The organism is Burkholderia stabilis, assembly GCF_001742165.1.
GTDB classification, from domain to species: Bacteria; Pseudomonadota; Gammaproteobacteria; order Burkholderiales; family Burkholderiaceae; genus Burkholderia; species Burkholderia stabilis.
On sequence record NZ_CP016442.1, the window covers coordinates 2,885,756 to 2,904,750 of the forward strand.

The 18,995-nt window shown below is 68.7% G+C and carries 18 protein-coding genes; 13 read left to right on the forward strand and 5 right to left on the reverse strand.

All coding sequences use genetic code 11. The annotated features are described in order from the left end of the window. Positions 1 to 11: 11 nt before the first annotated feature. Positions 12 to 779, reverse strand: a complete 768-nt coding sequence (locus tag BBJ41_RS13445; protein WP_069746794.1) for a helix-turn-helix domain-containing protein — start codon at positions 777 to 779, stop codon at positions 12 to 14. A 376-nt stretch (positions 780 to 1,155) separates the two neighbouring features. Here BBJ41_RS13445 and BBJ41_RS13450 point away from each other — a divergent pair, with 376 nt between their 5' ends. After that, complete coding sequence (locus BBJ41_RS13450) at positions 1,156 to 3,006, forward strand: M24 family metallopeptidase (RefSeq protein WP_069746795.1); 1,851 nt, start codon at positions 1,156 to 1,158, stop codon at positions 3,004 to 3,006. Between the two features lie 57 nt (positions 3,007 to 3,063). Here the strand turns inward: BBJ41_RS13450 and BBJ41_RS13455 are convergent, their stop codons facing one another. The 4 genes from BBJ41_RS13455 to flgA all read right to left on the reverse strand — a co-directional run bounded on the left by BBJ41_RS13455 (position 3,064) and on the right by flgA (position 6,849). Further along, positions 3,064 to 4,455, reverse strand: coding sequence for an SGNH/GDSL hydrolase family protein (locus BBJ41_RS13455; protein ID WP_236872031.1), 1,392 nt, complete (start codon positions 4,453 to 4,455; stop codon positions 3,064 to 3,066). Positions 4,456 to 4,642: 187 nt separating this feature from the next. Next, the gene (locus tag BBJ41_RS13460; protein WP_069746796.1) at positions 4,643 to 5,083 is read right to left on the reverse strand and encodes a flagella synthesis protein FlgN; all 441 of its coding nucleotides are present in this window, start codon (positions 5,081 to 5,083) and stop codon (positions 4,643 to 4,645) included. Positions 5,084 to 5,159: 76 nt separating this feature from the next. Then, positions 5,160 to 5,489 (reverse strand): flagellar biosynthesis anti-sigma factor FlgM, encoded by a 330-nt coding sequence (gene flgM / locus BBJ41_RS13465; protein ID WP_069746797.1) that lies wholly within the window; start codon positions 5,487 to 5,489, stop codon positions 5,160 to 5,162. 118 nt (positions 5,490 to 5,607) lie between these two features. Beyond that, a complete protein-coding gene (gene flgA / locus BBJ41_RS13470; RefSeq protein ID WP_069746798.1) occupies positions 5,608 to 6,849 on the reverse strand; it encodes a flagellar basal body P-ring formation chaperone FlgA in 1,242 nt (413 codons plus the stop codon). Positions 6,850 to 7,053: 204 nt separating this feature from the next. Between flgA and flgB the strand changes: the two genes are divergently transcribed. The 12 genes from flgB (at position 7,054) to flgL (ending at position 18,893) form a co-directional block, all read left to right on the forward strand. After that, a complete protein-coding gene (gene flgB / locus BBJ41_RS13475) occupies positions 7,054 to 7,542 on the forward strand; it encodes a flagellar basal body rod protein FlgB (protein WP_069746799.1) in 489 nt (162 codons plus the stop codon). 36 nt (positions 7,543 to 7,578) lie between these two features. Further along, positions 7,579 to 8,004 carry a flagellar basal body rod protein FlgC gene (gene flgC / locus BBJ41_RS13480; protein ID WP_069746800.1) on the forward strand — a complete coding sequence of 142 codons (426 nt, stop codon included), beginning with the start codon at positions 7,579 to 7,581 and terminating at the stop codon, positions 8,002 to 8,004. Positions 8,005 to 8,048: 44 nt separating this feature from the next. Then, entirely contained in the window at positions 8,049 to 8,801 is a 753-nt protein-coding gene (locus tag BBJ41_RS13485) for a flagellar hook assembly protein FlgD (protein WP_069746801.1), read from the forward strand. A gap of 27 nt (positions 8,802 to 8,828) precedes the next feature. Continuing rightward, the gene (flgE, locus tag BBJ41_RS13490; protein WP_069746802.1) at positions 8,829 to 10,070 is read left to right on the forward strand and encodes a flagellar hook protein FlgE; all 1,242 of its coding nucleotides are present in this window, start codon (positions 8,829 to 8,831) and stop codon (positions 10,068 to 10,070) included. A gap of 20 nt (positions 10,071 to 10,090) precedes the next feature. Next, positions 10,091 to 10,849: a flagellar basal-body rod protein FlgF gene (gene flgF, locus BBJ41_RS13495; RefSeq protein WP_069746803.1), complete on the forward strand. Its 759-nt coding sequence runs from the start codon at positions 10,091 to 10,093 to the stop codon at positions 10,847 to 10,849. A gap of 34 nt (positions 10,850 to 10,883) precedes the next feature. After that, the gene (gene flgG / locus BBJ41_RS13500) at positions 10,884 to 11,672 is read left to right on the forward strand and encodes a flagellar basal-body rod protein FlgG (protein ID WP_069746804.1); all 789 of its coding nucleotides are present in this window, start codon (positions 10,884 to 10,886) and stop codon (positions 11,670 to 11,672) included. Between the two features lie 21 nt (positions 11,673 to 11,693). Continuing rightward, entirely contained in the window at positions 11,694 to 12,383 is a 690-nt protein-coding gene (gene flgH, locus BBJ41_RS13505) for a flagellar basal body L-ring protein FlgH (RefSeq protein WP_069746805.1), read from the forward strand. A gap of 5 nt (positions 12,384 to 12,388) precedes the next feature. Further along, positions 12,389 to 13,567 carry a flagellar basal body P-ring protein FlgI gene (locus BBJ41_RS13510; RefSeq protein ID WP_069747699.1) on the forward strand — a complete coding sequence of 393 codons (1,179 nt, stop codon included), beginning with the start codon at positions 12,389 to 12,391 and terminating at the stop codon, positions 13,565 to 13,567. Next, entirely contained in the window at positions 13,568 to 14,542 is a 975-nt protein-coding gene (gene flgJ / locus BBJ41_RS13515; protein ID WP_069746806.1) for a flagellar assembly peptidoglycan hydrolase FlgJ, read from the forward strand. It abuts the gene before it with no gap. Between the two features lie 219 nt (positions 14,543 to 14,761). Further along, positions 14,762 to 15,517: a flagellar brake protein gene (locus BBJ41_RS13520; protein ID WP_069746807.1), complete on the forward strand. Its 756-nt coding sequence runs from the start codon at positions 14,762 to 14,764 to the stop codon at positions 15,515 to 15,517. A 194-nt stretch (positions 15,518 to 15,711) separates the two neighbouring features. Beyond that, complete coding sequence (gene flgK, locus BBJ41_RS13525; protein ID WP_069746808.1) at positions 15,712 to 17,640, forward strand: flagellar hook-associated protein FlgK; 1,929 nt, start codon at positions 15,712 to 15,714, stop codon at positions 17,638 to 17,640. A gap of 17 nt (positions 17,641 to 17,657) precedes the next feature. Continuing rightward, a complete protein-coding gene (gene flgL, locus BBJ41_RS13530) occupies positions 17,658 to 18,893 on the forward strand; it encodes a flagellar hook-associated protein FlgL (protein ID WP_069746809.1) in 1,236 nt (411 codons plus the stop codon). Positions 18,894 to 18,995: the final 102 nt, after the last annotated feature.

Sequence of the window (18,995 nt, forward strand, 5' to 3'; positions counted from 1 at the left end):
CCCGTCAGCCGTTACGGCTTCTTGCGCGTGCCCGCCTTGCGGGCCGGGGTGGCCGCAGCCGGGCGTTTGCCGGCGGATGCCTTCTTTCCCGTGGCGCCGGCCGGCCGCGCGGCGTCGGCGTCGCGGTCGTGTCTCGGCGCCGGCTCGCGGCGGCTCACGCGCGGCTCGCCCGGCGCAGGCTGCCTGATTTCCATCGTGGCCGATACGAATTCGGCGCAACTGTCGTCGTCGAACAGCGGCAGCGTGCCGACCACGATCAGCTCGGCGGGCCCGTCGCCCACGTTGGCGACGCGGTGCCGCTTGCGCGCGTCAAAGTGCAGCGAGTCGCCGGCCGACAGCGGGTAATCCTTCTTGCCCACGGTGTAGCAGATTCGGCCGGTCAGCACGAAGACGAATTCGTCGCCGCCGTGCGACACCCATTCCGAACGGTAGCCTTCCATCATCTGCACCTTGACCGCGTTGATCAGGCTGCCGTCGAACGTGGTGGAGAGCCGTTCGTACCACTGCGACGCGCTGTCGACCGCGTACGGCTTGCGGCTGCCCTCGTGCGAATCGGGTTGTGCCTGGCGCGGCTGGTCGATCAGCGCACTGAGCGGTACGTCCAGCGCTTTCGCGACGTTGACGAGCGACGACAGGGAGATGCCCGTGAGATGGCGCTCGACCTGGGACAGGAACCCGACCGACAGTTTCGCTTCGGTCGCGACCTCCAGCAGCGTCTTCTTCGCTTCCCGGCGCAGGCGGCGAATGCGCTGGCCGATACGCATGATGTCTGAATCCATGAATCTCTTTCGTGGCAACGAGTCGGGAGGCGGGCGGCAGGGCGGTGCAGCCGCCAGGACGACGAGGCCGGCGCATTGTACCGCGCAGCATCTCCGGGCGAATTTGCGTTGTGCCGGGATACGCAAGCATCGCGACGATTTTAGTCCTACGAAAATTTTAGCTTGACCTCAATTTCAGCGTGCTCTAGATTCTGTCGCGCATCAAACAAAGTTAAGTGAGACAAAAATTCCCCCAGGGCGCGCCGCAGGAACGGCTTCGCGGCCCGGCCGTGCGCCGGGCCGGGCGTCATCCGCGCCGCGGCGGCATGTCGTCTCCGGCATGCGCCCCGCCGCGCCCCGCCGCCGGCCGCCGACAACAATGAATAACGGGCATCCGATGATCGATCGACTGAAATACAGCTTCTCCGGCCTTCCCTCCTACGACGCGTCCGTCGTCGACACGCAGGCCGGCCTGTCGCGCCTGCTCGATGCCGCGCGGCTCGACGCGGTGGTGGTCACGTCGCAGGACGAATATGTCACCGAGTACCTGCCGCTCGGCAACAATCCGCGCTACGCGTTGTCGGGCTTCGACGGTTCGGCCGGCTGCGGGATCTTCCTGAGCGCGGCGTCCGCGCAGGCGCTCGGCATGCCGCCGTTCGTGCTGTTCGTCGACGGCCGTTATCACCTGCAGGCCGAGCAGCAGTGCGATCCGGCGCGCGTGCGCATCGAGAAGCCCGGGATGAACGTGACGATCTGGCAGGCGATGGCCGACTGGCTGGTCGCGCACGCGAGCCGGCTCGCGCGGGTCGGCTACGACGGGCGGCGGATCAGCGTCGGGCAACGCGACCGTCTGCTCGCGCAGACGCAGGCCGCGTCGTTCGACTGGACGAGCCTCGCCGATCGCGAGATCGACCGCGCGATCGCGCTGCCGGGCTGGGCCGTCGAGCGCCCGATCTTCGAGCTGCCGGAATCGATGACCGGCGTCACCGTCGCGCACAACCTCGACACGCTGAACCGCACGCTCGCCGCGCACACCGGCGCGGCCCACGGCAGGACCGCATTCTTCACCTGCGCGTCGGACGATCTCGCTTATCTGCTGAACAGCCGCGGCTATCACATCCCGAATGCGTCGTCGCACCTCGGCTTCCTGTTCGTGGTCGGCGACGAGGTCGCGCTGTTCCTGCCGGAAGGCTGCGACCGCTGCGAGGTCGCGCTCGAATCGTACCCGGCGCTGCAGGTGATCCGGCGCGATGTCGCGGCGCTCGAGCGCTTTCTCGCGCAGTTCGCGGTCGATCACGTGTGTTACGGCTTCGAATCGGTGAACTGCGCGCTCGTCGACACGGTCAGCCGCGTGTGGCCGCATGCGCGGCATGCCGATTTCAACCCGGTCGAAGCGATGCGGGCCGGCAAGACGCCGGCGGTGCTCGACCGGTTTCGCGACGCGTTCGCGCGCAGCTCGGCGGCGATCGCCGAGACGATGCGCTGGGCGAAGACCGGCGAGCCGGGGCAGCGCCATACCGAATACGACCTGGCCCGCAAGATCAACGATGCATACGGCGCACGCGAGGCGCTCGCGCTGACGTTCCCGTCGATCGCGGCGAACGGCGCCAACAGCGCATTCGCGCATTACACGGCGGCAAGCGCCGGCGTCGAGCTGACGGAAGGCGAACTCGTGCTGCTCGACAGCGGCGCGTATTACGACGCCGGTTTCGCGACGGACTGCACGCGCGTCGTCCTGCGCCGCACGCGTGCGGACACGGTCGCGCAGCCGTGGCAGCGCGAAATCTACACGGTCGCGCTGAAGGCCTGCATCAAGGGGCTCGTCGCGCGCTTCCCGAGCACCGCGACCGGCGGCGACGTCGATGCGCTCGTGCGGCAGGTGTGCCGCGATCATGGTCATGATTTCGGGCACGGCACCGGGCACGGCGTCGGGATTCACGTGCACGAAGGCGGCGTGCGGTTCGCGCCGGGCGCGAAGTACGGGCTGGTGCCGAACGCGGTGATTTCGGTCGAGCCGGGCATCTACCTGCCGGGCAAGGGCGGCGTGCGGATCGAGAACATCGTGATCGTGCAGCCGGACGACGCGCAGCCGGGCACGGTGACGTTCGAGAATATCGTGACGGTCGGCTACGACTGGGACCTGATCGATCTCGACCTGCTGGACGACGGCGAGCGCGCGTACCTGCGCGACTACGAGCGGTTGTGCGTGGCGCGAGGCACGCAGGTGACGGCGTGCCCGTTGCTGTAAGCGGCGCCGGCGCGGGCGGCGTCGGCCGCCCGCTGTCCGCCGGTCATCGATGACGACTCACCGGGGCCGCATGCGTCTCCCCGTCAATCCAGCAACCGCGCGCGCACGAACGGCGTGATCCGCTCGGCGAGCCACGCGTGTGTGCGCGTCGTCGGGTGCAGCGTGTCCCAGAACACGAAGCGCGCCGGGTCGCGGCAGTCCGCGCGCGGCGTCTGCGCGGTGAGGTAGGTGAGCGACGACGGCTTCGGGATGTCGAGACACGACCGCTTCGCATCGTCGAAACCGTATTGCGCGGGGTGGCTCAGCAGGTCGGCGAACGGCGCGTGCGTCGAACACCTCGAGCCGCAGCGTCGCGCCGTAGCGGGCGCGCACGGCGGCGGCCGCGTCGACGAGCCGCCGGTTGTAGTCCGTGACCTGCGCGGCGACGCTGGCGGTGTCGGTGCGTGTCGCGAACACCGGCGCGCGCGACACGTCGGGCAGCGTGACGAGCAGGATGCGCGTCGCGCCGGCCGCGGCGAGCCGCTCGAGACCGTCCCGCACCGCGTTCGCCGCCTGCTCGGGCGTGCGGCCGTAGTTCACGAGATCGTTGCCGCCCGCGAACACCGCGAACAGCGTATTGGCGGGCCGGTAGTCCGGCGCGCGACCCATGTACTCGCGCCACGAATCGATCTGCTGCACGAGGCCTGGCACAACGAGGTACTGGTCGGTCGCCGCACCGCCGATCGCCCAGTTGTAGAGCGGCAGCCGCAGCGTGTTCGCGACGTATTCGGCCCATACCGGCCCGTTGCTGAAGCGTCCGGCGTGCCAGCTCGTGCCGTTCGGCAGCTTCCACTGGCTCGCGTTGAACATGTTCTGGGTGTCGGACAGGCTGTCGCCGAACACGATCAGCTTGTTGACGCGCGCGTCCTGCTGCGCGGAATCGATCGTCCAGACCGTGTAGTTGAACGACAGCGCGTTGTTCGCCGCGACCGCCTGCGTCAGCGGTGCGCGGATGCCGCGCGCATCGAGCGTCCGGCGGCAGACGTCGGCGAGCGTGTCCTGCGCCGTCGTGCTGTAGAACATGTTCTTCCACTGCGTGACGCCGTCCGCCCACCAGTAGCCGGGCACGCGATACCAGTCGCCGCCCGCGGGATCGCGCGCCCACTCGTAGGTCGCCTCGGGCTTGCGCGGATCGTCGCTGATCCGGTACCAGCAGCGCAGGTAGGTGTAGGTGTCGCTGCCGCGCGAAGCGGCGCGTGTCGCTGCGCGCGACGTGGCGCGCGGCGATGCGCCGGGCGGTGCGGATGCCGGCGCCGCGAGCGGGCCGGACGGCGACAGCGTCATGTCGCCGGTCGGGGTCGGCAGCGGCGCCGCGGCGGCCGGTGCGAGCGAGGCGGTGAACGCCAGCGCAGCGCCGAGCGTGGCGGTGGCGGCCAGACGGCGCGCGGATTCAAGACGGGAATGATGCATCGATGCCCTCCGATCTATTGTTGTTGGATCGTCATGGTATCGAGGGGACGCATGTGCCGGGCTGGAGCCCGGTCTGTCGAAGCAGAATTCGGGTGAAGCGGGTGGCGCGACGGGCCGGGGCGCGGGCCGTTGCGACGTATCGAGGCGTATCGCTGAGTGTCGCTGAGTGTCGCTGAGTGTCAGCGCATCAGCGCATCAGCGCCGAGACGCGCCCGTCGGGGCCGTAGACGCCAGCCGGCGCGGGCGCCGAGCGCAGTACCGCGAGCGCGCGCTCGTTGTAGTCCATCCGGATCCGGATCAGCATCCCGTTGTTCGCGTTGGCCTGGCGCGCGCGTTCGGCGGCCTGCTGCAGCAATTGCCAGCGGCCGGCGAGGCGTGCATCGCGCTCGGCGGCCTGGTCCATGCCCTTCTTGCCCGGCGCGAAGCCGAGTGCGGAAAGCTGCGTGTCACGCGTGCGTTCGAGCTGCGCGAGCCGGTCGATCAGTGCGGTTTTCTTCTCGACGATCCCGGGCAGCATCTCGAGCGGCTCGGGCGTGGTCAGCGCCTTTTCCTCGTAGACGAGCAGGGACGCGAACGCCTCGACCGTCGCGTGTTCGTCGTTGACCGTGGCCAGCAGCTCTTCTCTCATCGCGTCATGCTCGTCGCGCCGGCGCGCGTGGTGCGGTGCGCCGGCAAACCGGGGGACCGGCCGCGAGGCGGCCGGCTCAGCTGCCCTGCGGTCGCTGCTGCTGCAGCAGTTCGCGGGCGGTGTTCAATACGCCGTCGGCAATCTTGTTCGCATCGATCGTCAGCGTGCCGTTGTTCAGCGCGTCCTTGATCGACTGGACAAGGCCCGTATCGATATCGGCGTTGCCGGACGCGGATACCGAACGCAACTGGCCGGACAGACCCGACAGGTTCACGGTCGTGTCGCCGCCGGTCGATCCTGCGTCGCCTGCCTGCGCGGACGACTGGGCCGTGCCGGATTGCGCACGGGTCGCGCCGTTGCCGGTCGGCGCCAGGGGGCTCGGGTTCGGAGTGGAATCGATCTTCACGATGGGTTTCCTGTACGGTTTGACCCAGATAACGGCCGGGTCGGCCCGAACTTTAGCACCGTGAGCCTGGAATTCTCCGAATAAACAATTCTTTACAATCTGACGAGGATATCCGTCCCTATAACGGAATTTCCACGGTGCCGGCGTCCTTGACGATCGCCGTGACGATCTGGCCGGCCGCCATCCGCACCCGCACCGACTGGCCCGGCGCCGCATTCGCCAGTGCGCTGCCCTCGGCCGAAATCGTGAAACCGGGCCCGGCCGCGACGACCCGTACCGTCTGGCCGGCCGACACCGACGCCGCGCTCTTCAGCATGTCCTGCCGCAGCGGCAGCCCGGCCGAGATGCGCGCGAGCGCGGTCGAGCCGACCGCCTGCGCCGGATCGGTGATGACCGCGAGCGGCAGCACCGTCAGGTCGCCGTCGCGCGCGACCAGGTCGGCGGCGGTCAGCGGCTCGCCGGGCGCGATCTGGCGCGCGGCGACGTAATAGGTGGCCTGCACGGTGACCTTCGCCTGCAGGTAGACGGTCCACGGCCGCTCGCCCGCGCAGCGCACGCCGACCGTGGTGCGGCCCCACAGGCGCGCGCCGGTCGGCAGGAACGGTTCGAGCGTCGTGCACGCGGCGAGCCCGCGCGGAAACGCGGTCGTGACGGTGGCGGTGGTCTTGCCGGGCAGGCCCGCGATCTGCTGCTGCAGGAATGCGAGGGCCGCGCGCCGGATCGTCTCGGGGTCCTGCTGGCCGGGCGGCGTCGCGGGCGCCGCCGCAGGGGCCGTGGCGGTTGCGTTGGCGGACGCCGCCTGCGCACGCGGCGCCTGCGCGGCCGATGCGGCGCGGGCCGCCGCCAGGCGTGCGGCCATGGCTTGCTGCGGCGTCGGCCGAGCGGTATTCGAAGCGGGTTCGGCCGTGCCGGCGACGACCGTCGCGACGGCGGCCGGATCGGCCGCGCGCGCCGCGCCGTAGCCGGTGTTCGCGCGGGGGGGCGCAGCGACGGGGGCCGGCGGCGGGACGGTCGTCACGACCATCGCGCCGGCGGGCTGCGCCGCATAGCCGGTGCCGGCCGCGCCGGACGCACCGGCCGCGGCGCTCGTGCCGGCCGCCGGGCCGCCCGCGTCCGGCGCGACGCCCGAACTCGAACTCGAACCCGAACCCGAACCCGCATTCCCGCCGAACTGCCCGCCGCTCGCCGCATTGGCGTGGGCAAGCGCCGTTTCGGCCGTCTCGCCGCGCCCGGGGATGACGATCATCCCGTCGTCCGCGCGGGCGGACGGCATCGCGATCCACAGCGCCGCGGCGAGCGCACACACACGCCGGACGCGCGTTTGCCGCCCGTTCCTTCCGCGAAGTGCGCTGCCCGTCATCGCCGTGTCCTCGATCCGTTGATCCGATTCGCATTCTAGGGAGCGGGGCCGTCGCGCAAACGATGAATAGAGGGGGCCTTTGCCGCGTTATTCGCCCGATTGCCTGTTGCGCGCGACGCCTACCATCGCTGTCATGGAAAAAAGCCTCTCGAGTCGCCATCCGGCGCGAGAGGCGTGCAGCGCTTCATACGGAGAGACGCACACATGCTGGACAAACTCGATGCGGAATTCGCGTTCGGCCGACAGGCGCTCGACGTGCGCGCCTACCGGCAGGAACTGCTGTCGTCGAACATCGCGAACGCCGACACGCCCGGCTACCAGGCGCGCGACGTCGATTTCTCGTCGACGCTCGCGCGCTCGCTGAAGCAGGCGAACGGCGGCCTCGCGCCGAGCAACGCCGCGCAACTGCCGATGACGCAGCCGGCCGGCGTGACGAGCGGCATGTCGATGGTGTCGACGGCGCCGGGCCACATGGCCGGCGCGGCGAAGCTGATCCCGACGGGCGGCCCGGCCGACGACTACGGCCGCGCGCAGTACCGGATGCCGCTGCAGCCGTCGCTCGACGGCAACACGGTCGATCTCGACGTCGAGCGCGTGCAGTTCGCGAACAACGCGCTGCACTACGAAACCGGGATGACCGTGATGACCCAGCAGATCAAGGCGATGATCGCCGCGATCACGACGAACTCGTAAGCGCGCCGCTTCCGAACCCACGCACAAGGAGCCTCCATGCCTTCGTTGATGAACATCTTCGGCGTCGCCGGTTCGGCGCTGTCCGCGCAATCGCAGCGCCTGAACGTCACCGCGTCGAACCTCGCGAACGCCGACAGCGCCACCGGCCCCGACGGCAAGCCGTACAAGGCCAAGCAGGTCGTGTTCGCGACCGACCCGATGGGCGGCGCGCGCACCGCGTCCGGCCAGGGCGTGGGCGGCGTGCGCGTGACGAAGGTGGTCGACGACCCGTCGCCGATGAAGTCGACCTACGACCCGGCGAACCCGTCCGCCGACGCGAACGGCTACGTGCAGATGCCGAACGTGGATCCGGTGCAGGAGATGGTGAACATGATCTCGGCGTCGCGCTCGTACCAGGCCAACGTCGAGACGCTGAACACCGCGAAGACGCTGATGCTCAAGACGCTGACGATCGGCTCGTAAGCCGCCCTCACAGACCCGACAGTTCCGACAGAAGGCAACCCAGGATGACCTCCTCCAACACGACGATCGGCAGCAACGGCACGAACGTGTCGAACCTGCCGACCGACACGATGAACACCAACAAAGTGTCGTCGACCAACGGCACGTCGGCGAGCGACCTGCAGGCGACGTTCCTGAAGCTGCTCGTCACGCAGCTGCAGAACCAGGACCCGACCAGCCCGGTCGACAGCTCGCAGATGACGTCGCAGCTCGCGCAGATCAACACGGTGAGCGGCATCGCGCAGCTGAACACGTCGCTCACGTCGCTGTCGACGCAGCTCACGGCCGGCCAGCAGACGCAGGCCGCGATGCTGATCGGCACGAACGTGCTCGCGCCGGGCAACGCCGTCGCGGTGAAGAGCGGCGCGGCCTCGCCGTTCGGCGTGTCGCTGTCGAGCGCGGTGTCGAACCTGACGATCACCGTGAAGAATTCGGCGGGGACCGTCGTGAACACGATCAACGCGGGCGCGCAGTCGGCCGGCACCGTGCCGTTCAACTGGACGCCGACCGACGCGGCGGGCAACGCGCTGCCGGACGGCAAGTACACGGTCAGCGCGACCTACACCGACGCCAACGGCACGCCGCAGACGGTCACGACGCTCGCGGCCTCGCAGGTGCAGAGCGTGGTCAAGCAGGCGGACGGCACGGCGGGGCTCGTGCTGTCGAACGGCACGACGGTGGGGCTCACCCAGATCGCGTCGATTTTCCCGAATACCGCGTCGTCGTCGTCCTCGTCCGGCGGCAGCACTTCCAACTGATCGAGCTTTCTCGAAACGGAGACCGAAATGGGTTATCAACAGGGTCTGAGCGGCCTCGCCGGCGCATCGAACGCGCTCGACGTGATCGGCAACAACATCGCGAACGCGAACACGGTCGGCTTCAAGTCGAGCACCGCGCAGTTCGCCGACATGTACGCGAACTCGGTCGCGACGTCGGTCAACACGCAGATCGGCATCGGCACGTCGCTGAACTCGGTCGAGCAGAACTTCGGGCAGGGCACGATCAATACGACCCAGTCTTCGCTGGACGTCGCGATCAACGGCAACGGCCTCTTCCAGATGTCGAACAACGGCGTGACGACGTACTCGCGCGACGGCACGTTCCAGCGCGACAAGAACGGCTACATCGTCGATTCGCAAGGCCGTAACCTGATGGGCTACGCAGCCAACGCGGGCGGCGTGATCAACACCGCGCAGACCGTGCCGCTGCAGGCGCCGACCAACAACATCGCGCCGACCGCGACGACCAAGATCACCGGCCAGTTCAACCTGAACTCGCAGGACACGGTGCCGGCCAAGACGCCGTTCAGCGCGACCGACAACACGACCTACAACTACTCGACGTCGATCCAGGTGTACGACTCGCTCGGCGGTTCGCAGGCGGTCAACATGTACTTCGTGAAGTCGGCGGCCGGCACGTGGGAAGCGTACGCGGGCGTGCAGGGCGGCGCGACGACCGATCTCGGCACGGTCACGTTCAATTCGTCGGGCGGCATCCAGAGCACGACGACGGGCACGCCGCCGGCGCCGACCGCGTCGCTCGGCCAGTTCCAGTTCACGGTGCCGAACACCGACGGCTCGACGACGCCGCAGAACCTCACGCTCGACCTGACCGGCACGACCCAGTACGGCGGCAAGGACGGCGTGAACAACCTCGCGCAGGACGGCTACGCGAGCGGCACGCTGACGACCTATTCGATCGGCGCCGACGGCAAGCTGACCGGCAACTACTCGAACGGCCAGACCGCCGTGCTCGGCCTGATCGCGCTCGCGAACTTCAACAACCCGAACGGGCTGGTGAACCTCGGCGGCAACCAGTACGCGGAAAGCGCCGCATCGGGCGTGCCGCAGGTCTCCGCGCCGGGCAGCACGAACCACGGCACGCTGCAGGGCAGCGCGCTCGAGAACTCGAACGTCGACCTGACCTCGCAGCTCGTGAACCTGATCACCGCGCAGCGCAACTACCAGGCCAACGCGCAGACGATCAAGACGCAGCAGACCGTCGACCAGACGCTCATCAACCTGTGACGCACGGATAACCGGCAGCCATGGACCGACTGATCTACACGGCGATGACGGGCGCATCGCAGTCGCTCGACCAGCAGGCGGTCGTCGCGAACAACCTCGCGAACACGTCAACGACGGGTTTTCGCGCGCAGCTCGCGACGTATCGCGCGGTGCCGATGAATTTCGGCGACGGCAGCACGATCGACCCGACGACGACGCGCACCTACGTGCTCGCGTCGACGCCCGGCGCGGATTTCGCGCCGGGGGCGATCACGCGCACCGGCAACCCGCTCGACGTCGCCGTGCAGGGCGCCGGCTGGCTGGCCGTGCAGACGGCCGACGGCGGCGAGGCGTACACGCGCGCCGGCAACCTGCACGTCGACGAGAACGGCCAGCTCGTCAACGCGAGCAACCTGCCGGTGATCGGCAACGGCGGCCCGATCTCGGTGCCGCCGAACGCGGAAGTGACGATCGGCAAGGACGGCACGGTGTCCGCGCTGATGCCGGGCGACCCGCCGACGGCGGTCGCGATCGTCGACCAGATGAAGCTCGTCAATCCCGATCCCGCCACGCTCACGCGCGGCAACGACGGGTTGTTCCGCACCGCCGACGGCAATCCGGCCGATGCCGACGCGACCGTGGTCGTCACGCCGAATTCGCTCGAAGGCAGCAACGTCAACCCGGTGACCGCGATGGTCGCGATGATCGACAACGCGCGCGCGTTCCAGCTGCAGTCGAAGCTGATCCAGACGGCCGACCAGAACGAGCAGACCGCGAACCAGCTGCTCAACTTCAGCTGAGCGCCCGCGCCAGCCTACGCAGGAGACCCTACACGTGAACCGTTCTCTCTATATCGCCGCCACCGGCATGAATGCGCAGCAGGCGCAGATGGACGTGATTTCGAACAACCTCGCGAACACCAGCACGAACGGCTTCAAGGCGTCGCGCGCGGTGTTCGAGGATCTGCTTTACCAGACGATCCGCCAGCCGGGCGCGAACTCGACGCAGCAGACCGAGCTGCCGTCGGGCCTGCAGCTCGGCACCGGCGTACAGCAGGTCGCGACCGAGCGCCTGTACACGCAGGGCGGCCTCACGCAGACCGGCAACTCGAAGGACGTCGCGATCAACGGCGCGGGCTTCTTCCAGGTGCTGATGCCGGACGGCACGAACGCGTACACGCGCGACGGCTCGTTCCAGACCAACGCGCAGGGCCAGCTCGTCACGTCGAGCGGCTACCAGATCCTGCCGGCGATCACGGTGCCGCAGAACGCGCAGTCGCTGACGATCGGCAAGGACGGCGTCGTGTCGGTCACGCAGCCGGGCTCGAGCAACGCGGTGCAGATCGGCTCGCTGCAGATCGCGACCTTCATCAACCCGGCCGGCCTCGAGGCGAAGGGCGAGAACCTGTTCGCGGAGACCACGTCGTCGGGCGCGCCCAACGTGTCGCAGCCGGGGCTGAACGGCGCGGGCGTGCTCAACCAGAACTACGTCGAAGCGTCGAACGTGAACGTCGTGCAGGAGCTCGTCAACATGATCCAGACGCAGCGTGCCTACGAGATCAACAGCAAGGCCGTGACGACGTCCGACCAGATGCTGCAGACCGTCACGCAGATGAAGAGCTAACCGGAAAGTCCCGTCGTCGCCATGAAGCAGGTTCGCCTCCTCCCGTCAGCCACCGCCCGCGCCGCCTGCGCGGTCGCGGTGGCGGCGCTCGCCGGTTGCGCGCAGATCCCGCGCGATCCGATCATCCAGCAGCCGATGACGGCGCAGCCGCCCGCGCCGATGTCGATGCAGGCGCCCGGCTCGATCTACAACCCCGGTTACGCGGGGCGGCCGCTCTTCGAGGATCAGCGGCCGCGCAACGTCGGCGACATCCTGACGATCATGATCGCGGAGAACATCAACGCGACGAAGTCGTCCGGCGCGAACACCAACCGTGCGGGCGACACCAGCTTCAACGTGCCGACGGCCGGCTTCCTCGGCGGGCTGTTCGCGAAGGCGAATCTGTCGGCGACGGGCGCCAACAAGTTCAACGCGACGGGCGGCGCGAGCGCGGCGAACACGTTCAACGGCACGATCACGGTGACCGTCACCGGCGTGCTGCCGAACGGCAACCTCATGGTCAGCGGCGAGAAGCAGATGCTGATCAACCAGGGCAACGAATTCGTGCGCTTCTCGGGCGTCGTCAACCCGAACACGATCTCGGGCGCGAACTCCGTCTACTCGACGCAGGTCGCCGACGCGAAGATCGAATACTCGTCGAAGGGCTACATCAACGAAGCCGAGACGATGGGCTGGCTGCAGCGCTTCTTCCTCAACATCGCGCCGTGGTGATGACGATGCAGACGACCCTGTTCAACCGCCTGTCGTCCCGCGCGCGTGCCGCCGCTCGGTTCGCCGTCGCGTTCGCGGCCGCGGCCTGCCTGCTCGGCGCGGCGCCCGCGCACGCGGAACGCCTGAAGGATCTCGCGCAGATCCAGGGCGTGCGCGACAACCCGCTGATCGGTTATGGCCTCGTCGTCGGCCTCGACGGCACGGGCGACCAGACGATGCAGACGCCGTTCACGACGCAGACGCTCGCGAACATGCTCGCGAACCTCGGCATCTCGATCAACAACGGCTCGGCCAACGGCGGCCCGTCGTCGCTGAGCAACATGCAGTTGAAGAACGTCGCAGCCGTGATGGTGACCGCCACGCTGCCGCCGTTCGCGCGGCCCGGCGAGGCGCTCGACGTGACCGTGTCGTCGCTCGGCAACGCGAAGAGCCTGCGCGGCGGCACGCTGCTGCTCACGCCGCTTAAAGGCGCGGACGGGCAGGTGTACGCGCTCGCGCAGGGCAACATGGCGGTCGGCGGCGCGGGCGCCAGCGCGAACGGCAGCCGCGTGCAGGTGAACCAGCTCGCGGCCGGCCGGATCGTCGGCGGCGCGATCGTCGAGCGCGGCGTGCCGAACGCGATCGCGCAGATGAACGGCACGCTGCAGCTGCAACTGAACGACATGGATTACGGCACCGCGCAGCGGATCGTCTCGGCGGTCAACTCGAGCTTCGGCCCGGGCACCGCGACGGCGCTCGACGGCCGCACGATCCAGCTCGCGGCGCCGGCCGACTCGGCGCAGCAGGTCGCGTTCATGGCGCGGCTGCAGAACCTCGACGTGAGCCCGGACAAGGCCGCGGCGAAGGTGATCCTGAACGCGCGCACCGGTTCGATCGTGATGAACCAGATGGTCACGCTGCAAAGCTGCGCGGTCGCGCACGGCAACCTGTCGGTCGTCGTCAACACGCAGCCGGTCGTGTCGCAGCCGGGGCCGTTCTCGAACGGGCAGACGGTGGTGGCGCAGCAGTCGCAGATCCAGCTGAAGCAGGACAACGGCGCGCTGAAGATGGTGACGGCCGGCGCGAACCTCGCCGACGTCGTGAAGGCGCTGAACACGCTCGGCGCGACGCCGGCGGACCTGATGTCGATCCTGCAGGCGATGAAGGCGGCCGGCGCGTTGCGCGCCGACCTGGAGGTCATCTAAATGGCAGCGAATCTCCCGAACGCAAACGACCTGACGCAGCGCTTCGCGCTCGACACACAGGGTTTCGACGCGCTGCGTGCGCAGGTGAAGCAGTCGCCGCAGGCCGGCGTGAAGGCCGTCGCGGGCCAGTTCGACGCGATGTTCACGCAGATGATGCTCAAGAGCATGCGCGACGCGTCGCCCGAGGGCGGCCTGTTCGATTCGCATACGTCGAAGATGTACACGTCGATGCTCGACCAGCAGCTCTCGCAGCAGATGTCGAAGCGCGGGATCGGCGTCGCCGATGCGCTGATGAAGCAGCTGCTGCGCAATGCAGGGCAGGGCGCGGGCGCCGACTCGGCGGCCGACGTCGGCGCGGCCGGGCTCGGCGGCACGGCCGGCAACGAAGGCAGCCTCGCCGCGATGAACGCGATGGCGCGCGCATACGCGAACGCGGCCGGGAACAACGGCGGCCTCGCCGGCTCGCGCGGCTACTCGGCCGGCAGCGCGCTGACGCCGCCGCTGAAGGGCGCGAGCGGCGCGCCGGACGCCGACGCGTTCGTCGACCGGCTCGCGGGCCCCGCGCAGGCGGCAAGCGCGTCGACCGGCATCCCGGCGCGCTTCATCGTCGGCCAGGCCGCGCTCGAATCGGGCTGGGGCAAGCGCGAGATCCGCGCGACCGACGGCTCGACGAGCTACAACGTGTTCGGCATCAAGGCGAGCAAGAGCTGGACGGGCCGCACGGTCTCGGCGCTGACGACTGAATACGTGAACGGCACGCCGCGCCGCGTGGTCGCGAAATTCCGCGCGTACGATTCGTACGAGCACGCGATGACCGACTACGCGAACCTGCTGAAGAACAATCCGCGCTACTCGGGCGTGCTGAGCGCGAGCCGCAGCGTCGAAGGCTTCGCGCACGGGATGCAGAAGGCCGGTTACGCGACCGACCCGAACTACGCGAAGAAACTGATCTCGATCATGCAGCAGATCGGCTGACGGCACCGCCCGCGCCGCCTGCAACACCCCTCTGAACCGCGCCCGGCATACCGCCGCGCGCGGTTTCAACGTTTGCGCGAAAAAAAACGGCAAATCGATCTAAACTTTCGGTCAGCACTGCCGCTAAGTGTGAGAGACCTGCGACCGGGCCCCTGATCTGGCCCGGTTTTACTGCGCACCGGTTGTCCGGGCGCCCATGACAAGAAAGACCGGCTAGCCATGAATATCGAAACGTCGACGGACCCCAGCCTGGATGCAGGCCACTCCGGGCCCGACTATGCCCGCCGCAATCCGCTGGAGATCGGCGTGCAGCTGCGCAACCTCGTGAACCGGGGCGATTTCCTGACCGTCCAGTATCCGGGCGGGCAGCTCGTCACGCGCCTGCTCGAGGTCGATGTCGGCGCGCGGACGTTCACGTTCGACTGGGGCGCGCTGTCCGAGCAGAACGCCGGCATCCTCGCCGCGTCGCATTGCACGTTCGCGGCCGCGCCGGAGGGCGTGCGGGTCGAATTCACCACGAATACGCCGCGCGAGACGCGCTACGAGGGGCTGCCCGCGTTCGTCGCAGATTTCCCCGACGTGCTGATGTGCATCCAGCGCCGTGAATATTTCCGCGTCGATGCGCCGATCGTCGATCCGTTCCTGTGCCGCGGCAAGCTGCCGGACGGTGAGAGCTTCCTGTTCGAGGTGCACAACCTGTCGCTGGGCGGCGTGGGGCTGCGCACGGCCGACGAGCGCGTCGAGGCGCTCGAGGTCGGCACGCTGCTGCCCGACGTCGAACTCGAGCTGACCGGCCACGGCAAGCTGTCGCTCGACCTGCAGCTCGTGTCGCAGCGCTCGACGCAGATGCCGAACGGGTCGCGCCGCTACCAGCTCGGTTTCCGTTACATGTCGCTGCCGGGCAGCGCGGAGAACACGCTGCAGCGGCTGATTACCCAGCTCGAGATGAAGCGCCGCTCGCTCGCGCGGGCCTGACGCGCACGCGGCCGCCGGCCCCGCAGGGCCGCCCCGCTCCCCTTCGCCGGCACCGGTTGCCGGACGCTTCGACCGGCGACGCGCGAGCGCGCGTCGCGCGTGCATTTTTTCCTCAATTTTTTCCAGCGGCAGCCGTTATACCGGGAGTCACGCAACCCGGCGGCCGCAGCGCGGCCGGCTCATCAGGATCGCGCATGTCCAACTCACTCATGAACCTCGGTATCAGCGGCCTGAATGCCGCGCTCTGGGGCCTCACGACGACCGGTCAGAACATCAGCAACGCGGCGACGCCCGGCTATTCGGTCGAACGTCCCGTCTACGCCGAGGCGAGCGGCCAGTACACGAGCAGCGGTTACATGCCGCAGGGCGTGAACACCGTCACCGTGCAGCGGCAATACAGCCAGTACCTGGGCGACCAGCTCAACGGCGCGCAGACGCAGGGCGGCGCGCTGTCGACCTGGTATTCGCTCGTCACGCAGCTGAACAACTACGTCGGCAACCCGACGTCCGGCATCTCGACCGCGATCACGAGCTATTTCACCGGGCTGCAGAACGTCGCGAACAGCGCGTCGGACCCGTCGGTGCGCCAGACCGCGATGAGCAACGCGCAGACGCTCGCGAACCAGATCACGGCGGCCGGCCAGCAGTACGACGCACTGCGCCAGAGCGTGAACACGCAACTCAAGAGCACCGTGACGCAGATCAACGCGTACACCGCGCAGATCGCGCAGCTGAACCAGCAGATCGCGGCCGCGAGCAGCCAGGGCCAGCCGCCGAACCAGCTGATGGACCAGCGCGACCTCGCGGTGTCGAACCTGTCGAACCTCGCGGGCGTGCAGGTCGTGCGCAACAGCGACGGCTACAGCGTGTTTCTCGCGGGCGGCACGCCGCTCGTCGTCGCGGACAAGAGCTACCAGCTCGCGGCCGTCACGTCGCCGTCCGATCCGAGCGAGCTGACCGTCGTGTCGCAGGGGCTCGCCGGCGCGAATCCGCAAGGCCCGAACCAGTACTTGTCCGATGCTTCGCTGTCGGGCGGCACGCTCGGCGGCCTGCTCGCGTTCCGCAGCCAGACGCTCGACCCGGCCGAAGCCCAGCTCGGCGCGATCGCGACCAGCTTCGCCGCGCAAGTCAACGCGCAGAACGCGCTCGGCGTCGACCTGTCGGGCAAGGCGGGCGGCAACCTGTTCACGACCGGCTCGCCGATCACCTATGCGAACCAGGGCAACACCGGCAACGCGGCGCTGTCCGTGTCGTTCGCGAACGCGGCGCAACCGACCACGAGTGACTACACGCTGTCGTACGACGGCGCGAAATACACGCTGACCGACCGCGCGAGCGGCTCGGTGGTCGGCACGTCGACGACGATGCCGGGGTCGATCGGCGGGCTGAACTTCTCGTTCTCGTCCGGCTCGATGAACGCCGGCGACAAGTTCACCGTGCAGCCGACGCGCGGCGCGCTGAACGGCTTCGGCCTCGCGACCTCGAACGGCTCCGCGATCGCGGCGGCGTCGCCGTATTCGACGGCGACCACCACGACGAACACGGGCACCGGGACGATCAGCGGGGCGACGGTCACGAGCGCAGCGGGCGCGGCCAACCCGCACAACTACACGATCACGATGGGCGGCACCGCCGCCAGCCCGACCTACACGGTGACCGACAACACGGCTTCGCCGCCGACGACCACCGCCGCGCAGCCGTTCCAGGCCGGCTCGCCGATCACGCTGACGGCGGGCGTCACGGTGACGGTGTCGGGTTCCCCGACGGCCGGCGACACGTTCAAGGTCGGCCCGAACACGGGCGGCACGAACGACGGCAGCAACGCGCTCGCATTGTCGAAGCTCGTCAACTCGACGGCGTTCGGCAACGGCATGACGCTGACGAGCGCGTACGCAGGCTACGTGAACGGCATCGGCAACACGGCGGGCCAGCTGAAGTCCTCGAGCGCCGCGCAGACCGCGCTGATCGGCCAGATCACGAGCGCGCAGCAGTCGGCGTCGGGCGTGAACCAGAACGAGGAAGCGGCCAACCTGATGCAGTACCAGCAGCTCTACCAGGCGAACGCGAAGGTGATCCAGACCGCGGGGACGCTGTTCCAGACCGTGCTTGGCCTGTTCAACTGATTTCGGGGACCGATGCGATGCGGATTTCCACCACCCAGTTCTTCCAGATGAACGTCGCTCAGATGAGCGACCAGCAGGCCCAGCTTGCGCAGCTGTACCAGCAGATCTCGAGCGGCGTGAGCCTCGCGACGCCGGCCGACAACCCGCTCGGCGCGGCGCAGGCCGTGCAGCTGTCGATGACGTCGGCGACGCTCGCGCAATACGCGTCGAACCAGAACACCGCGCTGTCGTCGCTGCAGAAGGAAGACCAGACGCTCATCAGCGTCAACAACCTGCTGAACAGCATCCATACGGTCGTGATCCAGGCCGGCGACGGCTCGATGTCCGACAGCGACCGCTCCGCGCTGTCGACGCAGCTGCAGGGCTACCGCGACCAGCTGCTGACGCTCGCCAACTCGACGGACGGCTCGGGCAACTACCTGTTCGCGGGCTTCCAGTCGACCACGGCGCCGTTCTCGAACGCGCCGGGTGGCGGCGTGACCTACAGCGGCGACATGGGCTCGCGCCAGGTGCAGATCGCCGATTCGCGCGCGATCTCGCAGGGCGACAACGGCGCGAGCGTGTTCCTGTCGGTGCCGATGCTCGGCAGCCAGCCGGTGCCGCTCGCGGGCACGGGCAACACGGGCACGGGCACGATCGGCGGCGTGTCGATCACGAGCCCGTCGGCCGCGACCAACACGCACCAGTTCACGATCACGTTCGGCGGCACGGCGGCTGCGCCGACGTACACGGTCACCGACAACACCGCCGCGCCGCCGACCACGACCCCCGCGCAGGCGTATTCGGCCGGCGCCGGGATCACGCTCGGCAACGGCCTGTCGGTGCCCGTCTCGGGCACGCCGGCCGCCGGCGACACGTTCACGATCACGCCCGCGCCGAAGGCCGGCACCGACGTGTTCGGCGCGCTCGACTCGATGATCGCCGCGCTGAAGGTGCCGGTCAGCAGCAACACGACGGCTGCTGCCGCGCTCGCGAACGCGATGACCACCGGCACGACGAAGCTGAACAACATGATGACGAACGTCCTCACCGTTCAGGCGTCGGTCGGCGGCCGCGAGCAGGAAATCAAGGCGATGCAGACCGTGAACCAGACCAACACGCTGCAGATCACCAGCAACCTGTCCGACCTGACGAGCACCAACATGGTGTCGACGATCAGCCAGTTCCTCGAGATGCAGAATGCGCTGACGGGCTCGCAGAAGGCTTACGCGCAGTTGCAGAACCTGTCGCTGTTCCAGTACATCAATCCTTGATGCACGATGGGCCGGCGGCAATGTGAGCGCACGCTTACATCGCCGCCGGCTTCGTTCGACGCCGCCCGCGCGCCAGGCGCGGCGGCCGATTCACCGGTTGCG

Coding starts and splice junctions, on each gene's coding strand:
- BBJ41_RS13445 (WP_069746794.1), bottom strand. CDS start 779: ATGGATTCAGACATCATGCGTATCGGCCAGCGCATTCGCCGCCTGCGC.
- BBJ41_RS13450 (WP_069746795.1), top strand. CDS start 1,156: ATGATCGATCGACTGAAATACAGCTTCTCCGGCCTTCCCTCCTACGAC.
- BBJ41_RS13455 (WP_236872031.1), bottom strand. CDS start 4,455: ATGCATCATTCCCGTCTTGAATCCGCGCGCCGTCTGGCCGCCACCGCC.
- BBJ41_RS13460 (WP_069746796.1), bottom strand. CDS start 5,083: ATGAGAGAAGAGCTGCTGGCCACGGTCAACGACGAACACGCGACGGTC.
- flgA (WP_069746798.1), bottom strand. CDS start 6,849: ATGACGGGCAGCGCACTTCGCGGAAGGAACGGGCGGCAAACGCGCGTC.
- flgB (WP_069746799.1), top strand. CDS start 7,054: ATGCTGGACAAACTCGATGCGGAATTCGCGTTCGGCCGACAGGCGCTC.
- flgC (WP_069746800.1), top strand. CDS start 7,579: ATGCCTTCGTTGATGAACATCTTCGGCGTCGCCGGTTCGGCGCTGTCC.
- BBJ41_RS13485 (WP_069746801.1), top strand. CDS start 8,049: ATGACCTCCTCCAACACGACGATCGGCAGCAACGGCACGAACGTGTCG.
- flgE (WP_069746802.1), top strand. CDS start 8,829: ATGGGTTATCAACAGGGTCTGAGCGGCCTCGCCGGCGCATCGAACGCG.
- flgF (WP_069746803.1), top strand. CDS start 10,091: ATGGACCGACTGATCTACACGGCGATGACGGGCGCATCGCAGTCGCTC.
- flgH (WP_069746805.1), top strand. CDS start 11,694: ATGAAGCAGGTTCGCCTCCTCCCGTCAGCCACCGCCCGCGCCGCCTGC.
- BBJ41_RS13510 (WP_069747699.1), top strand. CDS start 12,389: ATGCAGACGACCCTGTTCAACCGCCTGTCGTCCCGCGCGCGTGCCGCC.
- flgJ (WP_069746806.1), top strand. CDS start 13,568: ATGGCAGCGAATCTCCCGAACGCAAACGACCTGACGCAGCGCTTCGCG.
- BBJ41_RS13520 (WP_069746807.1), top strand. CDS start 14,762: ATGAATATCGAAACGTCGACGGACCCCAGCCTGGATGCAGGCCACTCC.
- flgK (WP_069746808.1), top strand. CDS start 15,712: ATGTCCAACTCACTCATGAACCTCGGTATCAGCGGCCTGAATGCCGCG.
- flgL (WP_069746809.1), top strand. CDS start 17,658: ATGCGGATTTCCACCACCCAGTTCTTCCAGATGAACGTCGCTCAGATG.